A 14,803-nucleotide genomic window follows, 5' to 3' on the forward strand; every position below is an offset into this window, starting at 1 on the left:
CATGCGGGGACCCGCCGACTTCAGCGCGCCAGCAAAGACGCTGGGCCCCGCCTTCGCGGGGGCGACAATCTCGCGCCTGCGTAAATTTCCCGCCTCCCCCACCGTCTCTCCAACACCGGCCGAACGCCTTTTCCGGCCATCACCATGGAGAACATCATGCCGATCGAACAGACGGGCAGCGAGACGGGCAGCGCGGCCTCGTTCCACGGATTCCGCTCCTTCGAGGCGCGTGGCGACGCGCTGGAATCGTCGTGGCAAGCCGGACGCCTGGAGGTGCGAGACGCTCGCCGCAATGAAGCGCTGGCGGCCTTCGCCGTCACCCACGGCCCGCGCCCGGTGCTGCGACTCGCGGAGTCGTTTGCCGAGACGGAAGCGTCCGCCGATGCCGCGATCGCCGCGCTCGAAGCGATCACGACGCAGTGGAGCGCGACCGTCGTCGACGTCGATATCGAACACCAGCCGACGCGGGCGTTGCTGCATCGGCGCGGCGTGGTCCGTCCGCACGCCGATGGCGACCGTTGCGAGGCGGCGATGCTGTGGCAATACGCCCCGCTATGGCTGGGCGGCCGCCTCGAGACGGCCTATCCGCTGCGCTATGCGATGACCGGCGAGAAACGCCATCCGGTGCGTCCGCCGAAGCCGGCGGGCACGGTCTATGCCCGCTATATCCCGTGGCTGCGGCGCACGTTCACGCTGCACGCCGCCACCGTCGAGCACGACCTTGCCAGCCTGCACCGCTGGATGAACGATCCCGATGTCGCTCACTTCTGGCAGGAGGAAGGCGACGCGGAAAAGCACCGGCGCTATCTGCAAGGGCTGATCGACGATCCGCACATGCTGCCGCTGATCGCATCGATCGATGGCACGCCGTTCGGTTACTTCGAGGTCTATTGGGCCAAGGAGAACCGCATCGCGCCGTTCTACGACGCCAACGACTACGACCGCGGCTGGCATGTGCTGATCGGCGAGCCGGCATTTCGGGGCAAGCCCTTCCTGACCGCATGGTTCCCCGCCATCCAGCACTTCCAGTTCCTCGACGATCCGCGCACGCAGCGCATCGTCGGCGAACCGCGCTCCGACCATCACCGCCAGATCGCCAATCTTGATCGGGCCGGCTTCTCGAAGGTCAAGCTGTTCGACTTCCCGCACAAGCAGGCCATGCTGGTGATGCTGCTGCGCGAGCGCTTCTTTGGCGAGCATCTGTACCTGCCCGCGGACCGGGACGGGTTATACACGGCGTCCTGATGTGTCACTCCCGAGAACACGGTAGAAGATTGTCGCGCCCGCGGACGCGGGGGCCAGCGTCTTGTGAGAGCGCTGAAGTCACTGGGTCCCCGCGTGCGCGGGGACGACGACATAGTCAGCGATATGCCTACGCCGTGCCGACCAGCGGCCGGGACTCGATCGTCTCCGGCGCCAGAGGCACCGCCTCACGGCCCGCTTGCGTCTCGTTCGCCAACACCGCCTCGGCGATCTCGTGCGAGCGCACCGCCAGCACCGACAGCAGCGTATCGCTGAGGCCGTGGCTGTCCTCGCAGCATCCCTGCAGGAAGATCTGCGGCAGGCAGCGCGTCGAGGTCTGCAGCCGATATTGCCGGTCGACGCGGAAGCCTTCGCCGATCACCGAGGCCAGCGGCGCCAGCATGCGCTCATGGGCCTGGCGCCGATAGCCGGTGGCCAGCACCACCAGATCGAACTGCTGGCGCTGCACGGCGCCATTCGCGCGGTCGCGCAGCACGCAGGCGATGCCGTCGGGTTGGGACGCGGCCGCCTCGATGTCCTTGCCGGGAAGCAACTGGTGCTGCGGATTGCCGACCACCTTTTGCTGATAGAGAAGCTGATAGATACGCTCGATCAGGTCGAGGTCGACCACCGAGTAATTGGTATTGCGGTATTCCTGCAGCATCTGCTGGCGGCGATCGCCCGGCTGCCGATAGATGAAGTCGGTGAAGCCCGGGCTGAAGATCTCGTTGACGAACGGGCTGTCGTCCGACGGCTTCAGCGCACCGCCGCGCATCACCATCGCGACCTCCGCGGCCGGGAAGCGCTTGACCAGGTCCATGAAGACCTCGGCCGCGCTCTGCCCGCCCCCGACCACCGCAATCCGCCGCGGCGCGTTGTCGCCGCGATATTGGGCGATCCGGTCCAGATAGCCCGACGAATGCACCACGCGCGCATCGCGCCAGCCACGGAAGGCCGCGGGCACCTGCGGCTCGCCGCCCACGCCCATCACCAGATTGCGCGTCAGCCGTTCGTGAATGCGCCCGTCCGCTCCACGCGAACGGACACGCAGGCGTTGCACCACGCCGTCGGCCGGCTCCGGCACCACGTCGATCGCTTCCTCGCCATAGTGGCAACGCTCGCCGAAGTGCGACGCGACCCAAGCCAGGTAATCGTTGAACTCGATCCGGCTTGGGAAGAAGGTCTTCAGATTGATGAACGATTCGAGCCGGCCGCGGCTGTGCAGATAGTTGATGAAGGTATAAGGGCTGCGCGGATTGCGCAGGGTGGCCAGATCCTTCAGGAAGGAGATCTGCATATCGGTGTCGTCCAGCAGCATGCCGCCGTGCCAGACGAAATCGGGCTTGCGTTCGATAAAGGCATAGCGCGGTGGGCGCACGGCCCGGGCAGCGGCCGCGGCACCTGCGCGCTCTTCCATCGCAATGGCCAACGCCAGATTCGATGGCCCGAAGCCAATGCCGAGTAGATCGTATTCCAAAGCACTGCTTGTCATCTGATGCCCCTTGCGGTGGGAGTTCGGCGACCGACGCACCGGCCGACCCCGCGTCTCGTGCGGGGATATCCGATGTGACGATCCGGGGCCGGCGATATTTAGATTTTCAGACTCGATCTGGCTATCCCGAACGCAAGCCGGCCAGCCCGACTAAATTCGCCCCGTCGCGGTCCGTCTTGTTGTCACAGGCGCTCGCATCTGCGTCGCCACCGCCACGCATCCAGTCAGACAAGGGACACACCATGAGCTTTGACAGCGACACGCTGCTCTTCCAGGTCGTCATCAATCCGGAAGAGCAGTATTCGATCTGGCCCGATTACCGTCCGATCCCGGCCGGCTGGCGAGCCGTCGGCTTCAGCGGCCAGCGGCAGCAATGCCTGGAGTACATCGAGACCCACTGGACCGATATGCGGCCCGCGAGCCTGCGCGCCGCGATGGAAGCGCAAGGCGAGTCCACGGCGCGATGACTACGCAGGGGCCGGTCACGCTGTGGTGCCTGCCCAATGCGGGCGCGGGCGCCGCGGCCTATGCCGGATGGCATCGCGCGGCGCCGGCCGGGCTGACGATCCGGCCGATCGAACTGCCCGGCCGTGGCACCAGGATCGGCCAGCCCCTGTGCGAGTCGTTCGATGCGCTGTGCGACCAGCTCGAACATGAATTGCGCCAGCAACGGCTGTTGGCACAGTCGGCACGCAGCCGCCACGCGTTGTTCGGCCACAGCATGGGCGGGCTGCTCGCCTACGAGCTGGCACACCGCTGGCAGGCCGGGGGGGAACCCGCTTGCGCGCTGCTGGTCTCGGGTTGTCCGGCCCCCCGGCTGCGCGAGCCAGACCGTTTCGCCGGACCGCTCGACGATGCCGCCCTGATGGATCATCTGCGCGAGCTCGACGGCACGCCGCCGGAGCTGCTGGAACACGAAGAAATGATGGCGCTGACATTGCCAGTGCTGCGCGCGGACTTTCGTGTCTGTGCCAGCTATCGGCATCGCGAGCGGCCGTTGCTGCGCTGTTCGCTGCATGCATTCGGCGGACGTGGTGATCGCAGCGTCGGCGGTGCGATCGCCGGCTGGGGGCATGAAACGGCGGGTGCCTTTACGCTGGACTGGTACGACGGCGGCCACTTCTTCCTGCGCGAGCACACTGGCTCGATGCTGGCGCGAATCGGCATGCAGCTCGGCGTATCGGCCCCGGCTGCCCCGGTGAGCAATCCCGCGGAGGCCAGCGCATGCTAGCGCCGACGCTCGTGCCCGTGCCGGTTCCTGTCCCCCTTCCCTCGCCGCTCGCCCGCTACGACATACGTGTCTGGCGACTGGACATCGACATCCGGGCCGACCCTGTGCCCGGCGACCTGGCAGTCCTGTCGCCGCCGGAAACGGCACGGCTGCGCGCCTATCGCCGCGTCGCCGATCGGGCCCGCTTTGCCGCGGTACGCGGTGCGCTGCGGCGCTTGCTCGGCGCGTATCTCGACCTTGCGCCGTGGGAACTGCCGCTGCAGGCCGGCCTCCAGGGCAAACCGATATTGCCGCCGGCGATCCACGACGCGCCGAGATTCAACGTCTCGCACAGCGGCCGGATCGGATTGATCGCCATCGCAACCGATCCCGCGATCGCGGCGGTCGGTGTCGACGTCGAGCAGTGCCGCCCGGTGGAGCCGCTTGCGCTGGCCGCATCGGCGTTCTCGCCGGACGAACAGACGATGCTGCACGGTTGCCATCCCGCGCTGCGGCTGGACCGCTTCTATGCGTTGTGGACCGCCCGCGAAGCCCTGACCAAGGCGGCGGGCACCGGCATCGCCGATGCGCGCTGGCAGCAGGTTGCGCTGCAGGGATCCGGGGATGGATGTTGGCGCCCCCGTGGGCCGAGCGAAAAGCTGCCGACGTCGCTCGGGTCGTGGCACCCGGCAGAGGCCAGCCTCGTTGTCTCGCTGCCGTGCCCAGTGAGCTGTGCTGACCTGCCATATCGCGCCGCCGTGGCGCTACTTGCTCGACCGCTCTCTGCTCCCCTCTCCCGCCACGCGGTAGAGGGGTTGGGAGAGAGGGAAGAGCCCTGGCATATCGACGACCTTCGCTCTGGCGAACGCCCTTCCCTCTCCCCCGCCCCTCTCCCGCGAGCGGGAGAGGGGAGAAACTCTGCCGAAGCCATCCCGATGAGGACCGCATGACCGATCTGTCTACGCCTACCGTCGAGTCGCTGACCGCCGCGTCTTCGCCGCGCGCGGCGGCGTTGCCCTTCACGATCGAGGCCGCCAGCGCGGGCGAACCGCTGATCGAAGCGCTGCCCCGTCTGCGCGCGGACATCGACGCGCACCTGCGCACCACCGGCGGCGTGCTGTTCCGCTCGTTCGCCGTCGGCGGCGCCCAGGGATTTCGGGCCTTTGCCGCCGCCTTCGGCCATCCGCTGCTGAGCTACGAGTTCGGTTCCACGCCGCGCAGCAAGGTGACTGGCGGCGTCTATACCTCGACCGAATACCCGGCGCACCAATCGATTCCGTTGCACAACGAACAGGCCTATACGCGCGAATGGCCGATGAAGATCTGGTTCTATTGCGAACGCGCGGCACCGCAGGGCGGCGAAACGCCGATTGCCGACAGCCGCGCGATCTACCGCGCGGTCGATGCCGGCACACGGGAACGCTTTGCCACGCGCGGGCTTTGCTATGTACGCAACTTCGGCAACGGCATGGATGTGCCCTGGCAGCAGGTGTTCAACACCGGGGACCGGACCGAGGTCGAGGCCTACTGCGCGCGACATGGCATCGTCTGTGAATGGAAGGACGACGGCGAACTGCGCACGCGGCAGCGGGTACAGGGCATCGCCCATCATCCGCATACCGGCGATCCGGTGTGGTTCAATCAGGCCCATCTGTTCCATCTGTCGGCGCTGGCGCCCGAGATGCGCGAGGTGCTGCTCGATACCGTCGGCGAAGAGGACCTGCCGCGCAACGTCTACTACGGCGACGGCGCGCCGATTCCCGATGCCGAGCTGGACGCGGTCCGCGCGGTGCTGGACGCGCACAAGATCGTGTTTCCGTGGCGCGAGGGCGATGTGCTGATGCTGGACAATATGCTGACCGCCCACGCGCGGGAGCCGTTCAGCGGTCCGCGCAAGGTCGTGGTGGCGATGGCGGAGCCGCACGGCGCGCCGGCGTAGCAATGTCGGGGCGCACCGCCAAGTCTCGTCATTCCCGCGAAAGCGGGAATCCAGCGTCGTTCTGTCGTTCAAAGCCGCTGGGTCCCCGCTTTCGCGGGGACGACGAGCAGGTGACCTACTTCAGGTCGCCGAACTTGCGCCCCTGTGCCACCAGTTCCTCCAGCAGCCTGGCTGGCTTGAAGTCGGGACCGAAGCTCTCCTCGTAGCGCCGCAGCGTCTCCAGCACCTTGTCCAGCCCGATCGTGTCCGCGTAGAACATCGGACCGCCGCGGTAGACCGGCCAGCCATAGCCGTTGACCCAGATCACGTCGATGTCCGACGCGCGGATCGCCTTGCCCTCCTCCAGGATCTTCGCGCCCTCGTTGATCATCGGGTAAATGCAGCGCTCCAGGATCTCCTGCTCCGAGACCACACGGCTGGTCCGGCCCTGCTTCGCCGCGAAGTCGCGGATCACCTGCTCGACCACCGGCGACGGTTTGGCGTTGCGTTTCTCGTCGTAGTCGTAGTAACCGGCACCGGTCTTCTGGCCGCGCCGGTCCATTTCGCAGAGGATTTCGCGCAGCGTCGAGCTGCTCGATTTCTCCCGGACCCAGCCGAGGTCGAGGCCGGCCAGGTCGCTCATCGCGAACGGTCCCATCGGAAAGCCGAATTCGTACAGCGCGCGGTCGACGTCCCACGGCAGCGCGCCTTCCAGCACGAGCTTCTGCGCCTCACGCTGGCGTTGCGCCAGCATCCGGTTGCCGACGAAGCCCGGGCAGACGCCGACCAGCGCGGCGATCTTGCCGATCTTGCGGGCCAGTTCCATCGACGTGCGGATCACCGGCTTGGCGGTCCTGGCGCCGCGCACGACTTCCAGCAGCTTCATCACATTGGCCGGCGAGAAGAAATGCAGGCCGATGACCGCCTCAGGCCGCGACGTGGCGGCGGCGATCTCGTCGACGTCCAGCGCCGAGGTATTGGTCGCGAGGATCGCGCCGGGCTTGGCGATGCGGTCGAGCCGGCCGAACACGTCCTTCTTGACGTCCATGTTCTCGAACACGGCCTCTATCACCAGATCGGCGTCGGCCAGCTTTTCCATCTCCAGCGTCGGCGTCAGCAGCGCCATGCGGTGCTCGATGTCGGTGGCGCTGATGCGGCCCTTCTTGGCCGTGTTCTCGTAGTTGGTCCGGATCGTGCGGACGCCGCGGTCCAGCGCCTGCTGCGATGTCTCGACGATGGTGACCGGATAGCCGGCGTTCAGGAAGTTCATCGCAATGCCGCCGCCCATCGTGCCGGCGCCGATGATGCCGACCTGCCTGACCGGCAGCAGCGGCGTATCGGCATCGATATCGGGCAGCTGCCAGACCTGCCGCGAGGCGAAGAAGTAGTAGCGCTGCGCCGCCGACTGCGTGCCGTTCAGCAGCTCGACGAACATCGCGCGTTCGCGCTTGAGTCCCTCGTCGAACGGCAGTTCAACCGCTGCCTCGATGCAGCGGATGTTGTATTCGGGCGCATCGAAGCCGCGAAAACGGCGGGCGTTGGCCCGGCGGAATTCAGCGAAGATCTCCGGCTTGCCGCGCGCCGCGGCGATCTTGTCGTCGAGGTCGCGCACCTTGCGCAGCGGCCGCCCTTCCCCCACCACCTGGCGGGCGAATGCGATGGCGTCGGCGCGCAGGCTGGCGTCATCGGTCAGCAGATCGACCAGGCCCATCTCGGCCGCGGCCGGCGCGGGTACATGGGTGCCCGAGGTGACCATCTCCAGCGCCTTCTCGACGCCGACGATGCGCGGCAGCCGCTGGGTGCCGCCAGCGCCCGGCAGCAGGCCGAGATTGACCTCGGGCAGGCCGCATTTGGCCGAACGCGCGGCGACACGATAGTGGCAGACCAGCGCGACTTCCAGCCCGCCGCCGAGCGCGGTGCCGTGAATGGCCGCGATCACCGCCTTGGGCGCATCCTCGATCGCGGCCTGCACCTCGGGCAGCGACGGCCCAGTCGGCGGCTTGCCGAACTCGGTGATGTCGGCGCCGGCGATGAACGTCTTGCCGGCGCAGGTCAGCACGATGGCCTTGACCGCGTCGTCGGCGACGGCCTGCTTGACCCCCGCCAGGATGCCGGCACGGACATTGGCCGACAGCGCGTTGACAGGCGGCGAGTCGATCGTCAGCACGGCGATGCCGGCGTCCACGGTAAGGTCGGTGACCGGATTGATGGTCGTCATCGATGTGTCTCCATTGGAATTGGATTGAAATCGGAATTGGATTCAGGACCGGCCTCGGGCCTCGGATCGGATTGGGCACGGGATAAAAGCCACGCAGCCCACGGCCAACTCAGCCCGCACGATCGCTGACATCGCGCGCGATCGCCAGGAAGCGGTCCAGCTCGTCGCGGATGCGCTTCTTGTTGTATTTGCCAACGCTGGTCTTCGGGATGTCCCGCGTGATCGCCACCAGCTTGGGCAGCATCCACTTGGTGATGCGGCCGGTGTCGACGCCATGGGTCTTCAGGAAGTCGATCACCGCATATTCGTCGGCCTCGAAGCCGGTGCGCACGCTGACCAGCGCCATCGGCCGTTCGCCCCAGACCGGATCGGGCACGCCGACCACCGTCGCCTCCTGCACGAAGTCGGCCATCGCGATCAGGTTCTCGAGCAGCACGGTCGGCACCATCTCGGCGCCGCTGCGGATCACGTCCTTGATGCGGTCGGCGATCGTGATATAGCCGTGCGCGTCGACCTTGGCCAGGTCGCCGGTATGCAGCCAGCCGCCCCGCCACAGGTCCGCGCTCTTTTCAGGGTCGCGGAAATAGCGTTCGGTGGTCCACGGCGCGCGCACGACGATCTCGCCAACGGTCTGGTCGTCTTTGGGAACCGGCCGGCCATCGTCGTCGACCACCTCGACGTCGACGCCAAGGATCGGCAGGCCCGCCTTGACCAGCAGCGCATCGGTCTGCTCCCGATCCAGGTCGACCAGATCCTTCTTGATGAACGAGGTGACGATCGTCGGCGCGGTTTCCGTCATGCCGTAGCCGGAGCTCATCCGGAACGACGGGATCAGCGCTTCGAGTTTCTTCTTCAGGCCCAGCGGCAGCGCCCCGCCGCCGACGTTGACGCGCACCAGGCTGCTCAGGTCGTATTTGTGCAGGTCCGGGTATTCGAGCAGCATCGCCGCAATGGTGGCGACGATGCCGACCGAGGTCACCTTCTCGCGCTCGACCAGCTCACAGAACCCCTGCACGGTGAAGGTGCCATGCAGCACGATCTTCTGCGCGCTGTAGACCGCGATGAACGGCGCGCCCCAGGCATGGATATGGAACATCGGCGTGTTCAGCAGCGGCACCGCGGACTCGCCGAGCCGCACGCCCAGGCCGTCCTCGATATCGATCGACGGCGTGTTGGCGATCGCCATCTGCGCCATCACGTGCACCGTCATCAGATACAGCTGGCGGTGCGTGAAGGTCGCGCCCTTGGGTTGCCCGGTGGTGCCGGTGGTGTAGCACAGCGTTGCGTTGACGTCCTCGTGCAGCGCCGGCCAGTCGAACTGCTCCGGCTGCCTTGCCAACAGATCCTCGTAGTGGATCAGGTTCGCGATGCGCGTTTCGGGCAGGCCGGGCTTGTTCGACAGATAGACGAAACGCTGCACCACGTCCTTGATATGGTCGTAGATACCCTCGACCAGCGGCAGCAGCGTGTCGTCGAAGAACAGCACGCGGTCCTGCGCATGGCGGATCGTGTAGACGATATGTTCCGGCGACAGACGGACATTGACCGGGTGCAGCGTCGCGCCGACGCCCGGTACGCCGAAGTACAGTTCCAGGTGGCGATGGGTGTTCAGCGCCATGGTGGCGATGCGGTCGCCGGGTTCGCCCGGTGTGCCGGCCACCACGCCCAGCTCCGACGACAGCGCGTTGGCCAGCCGGCAGACGCGCCGATACCACTGGTCCCACGTAAAGCGGAAATACTCGCCGCTGATGTGATTGCGGTAGACGACACCGATCTGGTCGGGATACATCCGCACGGGCCGCCGCATGATCGTGGTCAACAGCAGCGGATAGTGGGTGCTGAACTCGGGATAGGTTCTCGCTTCCATCTCGTCTCCTGGATCGTGGTTCTTGCCCTTTGTCCTTCTTGTCCGGCTCCCCTCTCCCGCAAGCCGGAGAGGAAGCAGCCCGTGGCGCACGCATGCTGCGGCGCGCCGATGGATCGATCGCTGTCTTTCTCCCCTCTCCCGCAAGCGGGAGAGGGGTCGGGGGAGAGGGCATACGGCGTTCGCCATGGCATGCATCGGTGGCACGACAGCCGCCCTTTTCCCTCTCCCCCAGCCCCTCTCCCGCAGGCGGGAGAGGGGAGCAAACACTCGCGCAAGCGTCAGCGTGGGCGTCGGCGTTCTCGCATCGCAGCCGCCCGTCAAGACGTCATCGGATCGCCCTGGTTCGGCGGCAACGGGCCGGGCCGCCGTCGCGGATCTTTCATCGCCAGAGCCATCGCGAACGCCAGGCACTTGACCGCGATGGCCAGTGCGAACACCAGCCAGAAGCGGACGCCCTGGGCCAGCATGCCGCCGAGCACCGGGCCGATCGCCATCATCGCGTAGGTGCCGGTACCCGCGACGGCCAGCAGCATCGGCCGGTCCTTGCGCGCGCCGAATTCCATCACCAGGTTGTCGGCGGAAATAAAGAAGCCGCCGAAGCCCGCACCGAGTCCGCAGAAGGCCAGCACGAACCAGCCCAGCGAGCCGCAGCCCAGCAACAGCGCGGTAGCGGCGATCCATAACGCGATGCTGGCGAGGAACACGAGCCGGTAGCCATGGCGGTCGGCCAGCCGGCCCCACAGCAGATTGCTCGCGGTCTGCGCAAGCAGATAGGCCAGGCTCAGATAACCGAGCGTGGCACCGGACAGGTCGATATGCTGGCCCGCATAGATCGCATAGAACGGCATCGCCATCATGCCCAGCGCCACCAGCGCGCGGGCGACGAAGAAGCGCACGAAGTCGGGCTGCGCCCGCAGCAGCGCCGGCACTTCGCGGATGCGGCGCCGGAAGCCGACCGGCAGGCGCACATCCTGCAACGCGGGCTCGCGCATGCCGGCCAGTGCCGAAATGCCGAGGCTGGTCAGCACGAAGGCGGCCAGGAAGGTCGCGGCATAGCCGTTGCCCAGCACGTCGTGACCGACCAGATAGCGTCCGCCAAGCCAGGCCACCGCCGCCGCGGTCAGCCCGCCGAAGAAGTTGCGCAGCGCGCTGAGGCCGCCGCGGCGATGCAGCGGAATGATCTTCGAGGTCAGGTATTGAAAGGCGACGTTCTGCACGCCGTTGAGCAGGCCGAACAGCAGCAGGAAGACCGCGGCAGCCGTCAGTGCCGCCGCGCCCGACAGCCACAGCGCCGACAATGCGAGCCCCAGCACTTGCAGCCTCACCAGCCAGCCGACGCGGTACAGCATCGGCATCACCTGTTGCCGATGCTCGATCAGCGTCGCGCCCCACATCGACGACGCGGCCATGCCGGCGTACTGGGCCGACAACACCAGCCCGACGGTCAGCTTGGAGCCGGACAGCAGATACAGATAGGCCGGCACGAAGGTCGGCGCGGTGACCAGCCGGAAGCCCGTCATGCCGAGCATGCCGTGCGCCAGGAACGCCATCGCGTTGCGGCGGTAATGCCGCGACACATGGTCCAGATAGCCGCGCTCGCCGTCGTCGTCCGCATCGGCGTCGTCCACATCGGTGGACTCGCGGGCCGGCGACAGTGCGGAGCTCATGCCGACTCCGGCCCCGAACGCATGCCGGGCGCCGGCATCGCCGCGTACTGCCGCAGGGCCTGCTCCAGCGCAACCGGCTCCAGCGACAGCAGCTCCATCACCGCGGAAAGCCACGGCGGACGCTCGCAGCAGCAGACCGAGATCGGCGTGTCGAGGTCGGAATGCTGCGACGCCAGCATCGCGAAGCTCGACGCGTAGCTGGGCGGACGGACGTCATTGGCGAGCTCGGCAATCGCAAAGGGATCGGGCGGCGCCAGTTGGCTCAGGTCGGGCACGGGGATATAGGGGCTGCGCGCCGCGCTGCCGCCGCCGCACAGTCCGGGCCCATCGCGGACGATGGCGCCACGTACCTCGCCGGGACGCGCGCCCGCCAGCAGCAGCGCGACATAACCGCCGATGCCGCGTCCGGAAAGCGTGCACGGGCCCAGGTGCGCCAACGCGATGTCGGCGTCGGCCATCAGGAACTCGCAGCTGTAGCCGCCGCCGCGCGGCAGGTCCGATTCACCGTGGCCGGTGAAGTCGAGCGCATGGACGGGGCCGGGCCAACTTGAATATTCGGCCGGCAGCGTGGCCGGCGAGCGCTCGCCCAGGCCGTGCAGCAACAGCAGCGGATGACCGCCGCCATCCTTGAGCCGATGCAGCGCGAGCCGCAGACGATGGTGAGGCAGATATTGTCGCGGCGATTGGCGCGGCGATTGGCCCGGGGATTGGCCCGGCGATTGGCGCTGGGATGAGGTCAAGGACATGGTCATGCCCCGAAGAACTGCAGGATGCGGCGCGCCGTTTCCTGCGGCCGTTCGATATGGATGAAATGGCCGACGTCCTGCATCCGATGGACTTCCGTGCTGGCGGGGAAGAACGGCATCAGGTCGTCGGCTGTCGCGTCCCAGCCCATCGGCTCCTTCTCGGAGCCGAAGATCGCCAGCATCGGAATCGGAAAGCCGGGCAGCCTGTCGGTCATCCAGCGCACACGCATCGGTCCGAAGCCGCCCACGCCGATCGCGGGGTCCAGCTTCCAGCGCCAGCCCTGTTCGTCCCGGCGTGCGCCGTGCGAGGCGATGTAGCACAGCCACTCGTGGCTCAGGCGCGGGTTCATCCTGGCGCGGCGCTGCGCCAGTTCCTCCAGCGTGCCGGGACGCCGCTCGAGCTCGCCGCTGCGCCGCCGCGCATCGAGCCAGCGGGTAATGACGGGCCCGGTCAGCGAGGACTTGCGTTCGCGTACCGCGCTGTCGGCATGCGGGCTGCGGAACGGCAGGCCGTCGATCGCGGCGAACCGGGTGAACCGGTGCGGCAGCGCCTGGATCGCCTGCACCAGCAGCGAGCCGCCCTTGCTGTGGCCGACCGCCAGGCACGGCTCCCGCGTGATCGAGTCCGCCACCGCCAGCATGTCGCGCACGTCGGCAACCCAGTTGTACAGATCGGCGTGATCGGAATCGCCATGGCCGCGATGGTCGTACGACACCACGCGGTATCCCGCATCGGCCAGCAGCGGCGCAAACGCATCGAAGGTCCGGGCGAAGTCGAGCGCGCCATGGACCAGCAGCAGCGGCGTGGCGTCCGGCTCGCCCCATTCGTAGACGGCGAGCCGCAAGCCGCTGGCATCGACCCAGCGGCGGCGGTCGGGCGCCCGCGCGCCCGGGAAGGTCCACACCGCATCGTCCGTCGAAGGCTCGCTGGTCTGCATGTCTCCACCTTGGGCCGAGCTGGGCGTCAGCTGGCGCCGCCGGCCTGTTTCGTGATGTTGGTATGTTTCCGGCGATGCTAGCACAAGGCCGTCCCTCCGCCATATTGCCTTTTTATCCGCGCCGTGTGCGGCATAGCCGGTATGCGCCGTTTGCATGGTCGATACCGTTTTCGTAAATGGCGTATTGACGATGTCCGGCGCACGCTTGTATAACGGCCCTGCACGCCCTTGATCGCCGCATTCGGCATCACGCGGCGCACGGTTCGAGCAAGAGACGACGGCCCGCAGAGGCCGCCCACCGCGACAGGAGACCACCGTGGAAGACCTGGAGACGTTCCGGCAGCAGACGCACGCCTGGCTGCAGGACAATTGCCCGCCCGAGATGCGGCAGCCGGTGCAGGACGACGAGGACATCTGCTGGGGCGGACGCAAGTTCCGCTTCCGCTCCGAGGCGCAGCGCCAGTGGCTCGAACGGATGGCCGAGCGCGGCTGGACCGTGCCCGAATGGCCGCGCGAATACGGTGGCGGCGGCCTGAGCCGCGAACAGGCCAAGATCCTACGCGAGGAAATGCAGCGGCTCGGCTGCCGGGTGCCGCTGCAGAGCTTCGGCATCTCGATGCTGGGGCCGGCCCTGCTGAAGTACGGCAGCGAGGCGCAGAAGCGCGAGCACCTGCCGAAGATCGCGCGCGGCGAGATCCGCTGGTGCCAGGGCTATTCCGAGCCGAACGCCGGCTCCGACCTGGCGGCGCTGCAGACGCGCGCCGAGGACCGTGGCGACCACTTCGTCGTCAACGGCCAGAAGATCTGGACCTCGTATGCCGACAAGGCCGACTGGATCTTCTGCCTGGTGCGCACCGACTTCTCCGCGCAGAAGCACACCGGCATCAGCTTCCTGCTGTTCGACATGGAGACGCCCGGGGTGACGACACGGCCGATCGTGCTGATCTCCGGCAAGTCGCCGTTCTGCGAGACCTTCTTCGACGATGTCGTGGTGCCGCGCGACCAGTTGGTCGGTGAGCTGAACGGCGGCTGGGAGATCGCCAAGTATCTGCTGACCCATGAGCGCGACATGATCAGCGCGATCGGCAGCCGCGGCTTCCGGCAGCCGCTGGGACGCCATGCCGCCAAGGCGATCGGCACCGATGCGGCCGGCCGGCTCGACGAGCCGATGCTGCGCGCGCAACTGGCCCGCTTCGAGATCGACGAGGCCGCGTTCGGCTTCGCGGGCGAACGGGTGCGCGACCTCGCCAGGCAAGGCGAGGGGATTGCCGCGTTTTCCTCGGTGTTGAAGTACTACGGCGCCGAGCTGAACAAGCGGCGCTACGAACTGCTGATGTCGGTCGGCGGCAGCGACGCGCTCGAATGGGAAAGCGAACGCAGCCAGCAGGGCGCCACCGCGCGCGCCTGGCTGCGCACCAAGGCCAACTCGATCGAAGGCGGCACCAGCGAGGTCCAGCTGAACATCGTCGCCAAGCGGATCCTGGGCCTGCCCGGGGCCTGACGGC

Annotated in this window: 12 protein-coding genes; 6 read left to right on the top strand and 6 right to left on the bottom strand. The window is 67.4% G+C overall.

The genetic code is table 11. From position 1 onward, the window contains the following. The first annotated feature begins 156 nt into the window (after window positions 1-156). Entirely contained in the window at window positions 157-1,245 is a 1,089-nt protein-coding gene (locus LRR16_RS06875; RefSeq protein WP_232205305.1) for a GNAT family N-acetyltransferase, read from the top strand. A 127-nt stretch (window positions 1,246-1,372) separates the two neighbouring features. Here LRR16_RS06875 and LRR16_RS06880 read toward each other — a convergent pair whose 3' ends face one another. Continuing rightward, entirely contained in the window at window positions 1,373-2,734 is a 1,362-nt protein-coding gene (locus LRR16_RS06880) for a lysine N(6)-hydroxylase/L-ornithine N(5)-oxygenase family protein (RefSeq protein ID WP_255674049.1), read from the bottom strand. A gap of 242 nt (window positions 2,735-2,976) precedes the next feature. On the opposite strand from LRR16_RS06880, the gene LRR16_RS06885 reads away from it, so the two are divergent. From LRR16_RS06885 to LRR16_RS06900, 4 genes are read left to right on the top strand one after another with little or no spacing between them, the layout of a single operon-like run. After that, window positions 2,977-3,201: an MbtH family protein gene (locus LRR16_RS06885; protein WP_006577824.1), complete on the top strand. Its 225-nt coding sequence runs from the start codon at window positions 2,977-2,979 to the stop codon at window positions 3,199-3,201. Further along, window positions 3,198-3,965 (top strand): thioesterase II family protein, encoded by a 768-nt coding sequence (locus LRR16_RS06890; RefSeq protein ID WP_232205307.1) that lies wholly within the window; start codon window positions 3,198-3,200, stop codon window positions 3,963-3,965. The genes LRR16_RS06885 and LRR16_RS06890 overlap by 4 nt, the downstream gene beginning before the upstream one ends. Further along, window positions 3,959-4,894, top strand: a complete 936-nt coding sequence (locus tag LRR16_RS06895; protein ID WP_232205308.1) for a 4'-phosphopantetheinyl transferase superfamily protein — start codon at window positions 3,959-3,961, stop codon at window positions 4,892-4,894. The genes LRR16_RS06890 and LRR16_RS06895 overlap by 7 nt, the downstream gene beginning before the upstream one ends. Next, window positions 4,891-5,883 (top strand): TauD/TfdA family dioxygenase, encoded by a 993-nt coding sequence (locus LRR16_RS06900; protein WP_232205309.1) that lies wholly within the window; start codon window positions 4,891-4,893, stop codon window positions 5,881-5,883. Before LRR16_RS06895 ends, LRR16_RS06900 begins: the two co-directional genes overlap by 4 nt. Window positions 5,884-5,998: 115 nt before the next feature. Here the strand turns inward: LRR16_RS06900 and LRR16_RS06905 are convergent, their stop codons facing one another. The 5 genes from LRR16_RS06905 to LRR16_RS06925 all read right to left on the bottom strand — a co-directional run bounded on the left by LRR16_RS06905 (window position 5,999) and on the right by LRR16_RS06925 (window position 13,298). Then, window positions 5,999-8,080 (bottom strand): 3-hydroxyacyl-CoA dehydrogenase NAD-binding domain-containing protein, encoded by a 2,082-nt coding sequence (locus tag LRR16_RS06905; protein ID WP_232205310.1) that lies wholly within the window; start codon window positions 8,078-8,080, stop codon window positions 5,999-6,001. 109 nt (window positions 8,081-8,189) lie between these two features. Next, complete coding sequence (locus LRR16_RS06910; protein ID WP_232205311.1) at window positions 8,190-9,947, bottom strand: long-chain-fatty-acid--CoA ligase; 1,758 nt, start codon at window positions 9,945-9,947, stop codon at window positions 8,190-8,192. 317 nt (window positions 9,948-10,264) lie between these two features. Next, window positions 10,265-11,614: an MFS transporter gene (locus LRR16_RS06915; RefSeq protein ID WP_232205312.1), complete on the bottom strand. Its 1,350-nt coding sequence runs from the start codon at window positions 11,612-11,614 to the stop codon at window positions 10,265-10,267. Beyond that, on the bottom strand, window positions 11,611-12,366 hold the full coding sequence (locus LRR16_RS24450; RefSeq protein ID WP_304524535.1) for an alpha/beta hydrolase: 756 nt from the start codon (window positions 12,364-12,366) through the stop codon (window positions 11,611-11,613). The genes LRR16_RS06915 and LRR16_RS24450 overlap by 4 nt, the downstream gene beginning before the upstream one ends. Beyond that, a complete protein-coding gene (locus LRR16_RS06925) occupies window positions 12,363-13,298 on the bottom strand; it encodes an alpha/beta fold hydrolase (protein WP_232205313.1) in 936 nt (311 codons plus the stop codon). Before LRR16_RS06925 ends, LRR16_RS24450 begins: the two co-directional genes overlap by 4 nt. Before the next feature lie 316 nt (window positions 13,299-13,614). Here LRR16_RS06925 and LRR16_RS06930 point away from each other — a divergent pair, with 316 nt between their 5' ends. Continuing rightward, a complete protein-coding gene (locus LRR16_RS06930; RefSeq protein ID WP_232205314.1) occupies window positions 13,615-14,799 on the top strand; it encodes an acyl-CoA dehydrogenase family protein in 1,185 nt (394 codons plus the stop codon). The last annotated feature ends 4 nt before the right edge of the window (window positions 14,800-14,803 follow it).

The sequence above is a fragment of the Cupriavidus sp. UGS-1 genome (assembly GCF_021213615.1).
Classification (GTDB): domain Bacteria; phylum Pseudomonadota; class Gammaproteobacteria; order Burkholderiales; family Burkholderiaceae; genus Cupriavidus.

What these genes read in the sequence shown, in the direction of transcription:
- LRR16_RS06925 (WP_232205313.1), bottom strand. Translation starts at nt 13,298, where the DNA reads ATGCAGACCAGCGAGCCTTCGACGGACGATGCGGTGTGGACCTTCCCG.
- LRR16_RS06895 (WP_232205308.1), top strand. Translation starts at nt 3,959, where the DNA reads ATGCTAGCGCCGACGCTCGTGCCCGTGCCGGTTCCTGTCCCCCTTCCC.
- LRR16_RS06880 (WP_255674049.1), bottom strand. Translation starts at nt 2,734, where the DNA reads ATGACAAGCAGTGCTTTGGAATACGATCTACTCGGCATTGGCTTCGGG.
- LRR16_RS06910 (WP_232205311.1), bottom strand. Translation starts at nt 9,947, where the DNA reads ATGGAAGCGAGAACCTATCCCGAGTTCAGCACCCACTATCCGCTGCTG.
- LRR16_RS06890 (WP_232205307.1), top strand. Translation starts at nt 3,198, where the DNA reads ATGACTACGCAGGGGCCGGTCACGCTGTGGTGCCTGCCCAATGCGGGC.
- LRR16_RS06900 (WP_232205309.1), top strand. Translation starts at nt 4,891, where the DNA reads ATGACCGATCTGTCTACGCCTACCGTCGAGTCGCTGACCGCCGCGTCT.
- LRR16_RS06915 (WP_232205312.1), bottom strand. Translation starts at nt 11,614, where the DNA reads ATGAGCTCCGCACTGTCGCCGGCCCGCGAGTCCACCGATGTGGACGAC.
- LRR16_RS24450 (WP_304524535.1), bottom strand. Translation starts at nt 12,366, where the DNA reads ATGACCATGTCCTTGACCTCATCCCAGCGCCAATCGCCGGGCCAATCC.
- LRR16_RS06905 (WP_232205310.1), bottom strand. Translation starts at nt 8,080, where the DNA reads ATGACGACCATCAATCCGGTCACCGACCTTACCGTGGACGCCGGCATC.
- LRR16_RS06885 (WP_006577824.1), top strand. Translation starts at nt 2,977, where the DNA reads ATGAGCTTTGACAGCGACACGCTGCTCTTCCAGGTCGTCATCAATCCG.
- LRR16_RS06875 (WP_232205305.1), top strand. Translation starts at nt 157, where the DNA reads ATGCCGATCGAACAGACGGGCAGCGAGACGGGCAGCGCGGCCTCGTTC.